The sequence below is a fragment of the Bradyrhizobium sp. P2_E8 genome (assembly GCF_056403875.1).
Window position 1 is genome coordinate 1 of the sequence record NZ_JBFUES010001625.1, and the last position, 968, is coordinate 968.

Below are 968 nucleotides of genomic sequence, written 5' to 3' on the forward strand. Positions count from 1 at the left end.
GGGATTCTGGATTGCTTCGCTGCGCTCGCAATGACGATGTGGCGAGAGTGGAGCGCAAAATGAAAAGAGGCGGGGTTTGGCCCCGCCTCTTCGCATCAACACTTCAATTCGTCGCTTACGCCTGGCTCGCGACCGCCTTGCCGAGCGCGGCTTGCGCCGCGGCGAGGCGGGCGATCGGCACGCGGTAGGGTGAGCAGGAGACGTAGTCGAGGCCGATATTGTGGCAGAAGGCGACGGACGCGGGATCGCCGCCGTGCTCGCCGCAGATGCCGACCTTGAGCGAGGGCCGTGTCTTGCGGCCGCGCGCGACGCCGATCTTGACCAGCTCGCCGACGCCTTCCTGATCGAGCGCGACGAAGGGATCGATCGGCAGGATGCCCTTGGACACGTAGGTGCCGAGGAAGCTCGCGGCATCGTCGCGGCTGATGCCGTAGGTGGTCTGCGTCAGATCGTTGGTGCCGAACGAGAAGAACTCGGCGCTCTCCGCGATCTCGGCCGCGAGCAGACAGGCGCGCGGCAGCTCGATCATGGTGCCGACCTGATAGGCGAGCTTGGTGTTGGTGTCGCGCATCACGGCCTGTGCGGTAGCGTCGATGCGTGCCTTGACGAGGTCGAGCTCCATCTTGGTGGCGATCAGCGGCACCATCACCTCGAGGCCCACGGCCTTGCCGGTGCGCTTCTCGGCCTCGACCGCCGCCTCGAATATCGCGCGCGCCTGCATCTCGGCGATCTCAGGGTAGGCGATCGCGATACGGCAGCCGCGGAAGCCGAGCATCGGGTTGAACTCCGACAGCTCGCGCGCGCGGTCGGCCAGGCGCCGCGGGTCGGTGTTCATGGCGCGCGCCACTTCCTCGACCTCGGCGTGGGTGTGCGGCAGGAACTCGTGCAGCGGCGGATCGAGCAAACGGATCGTGACGGGCAGGCCCTTCATGATCTCGAACAGCTCGACGAAGTCGGCACGCTGCATC

The 968-nt window shown here is 66.6% G+C and carries 1 protein-coding gene; it reads right to left on the bottom strand.

What is annotated here, in order from left to right; genetic code table 11:
• Positions 1 to 115: 115 nt before the first annotated feature.
• On the bottom strand, positions 116 to 968 hold an 853-nt coding region (locus AC1D00_RS42825), incomplete at its 5' end, for a putative PEP-binding protein (protein ID WP_477014880.1).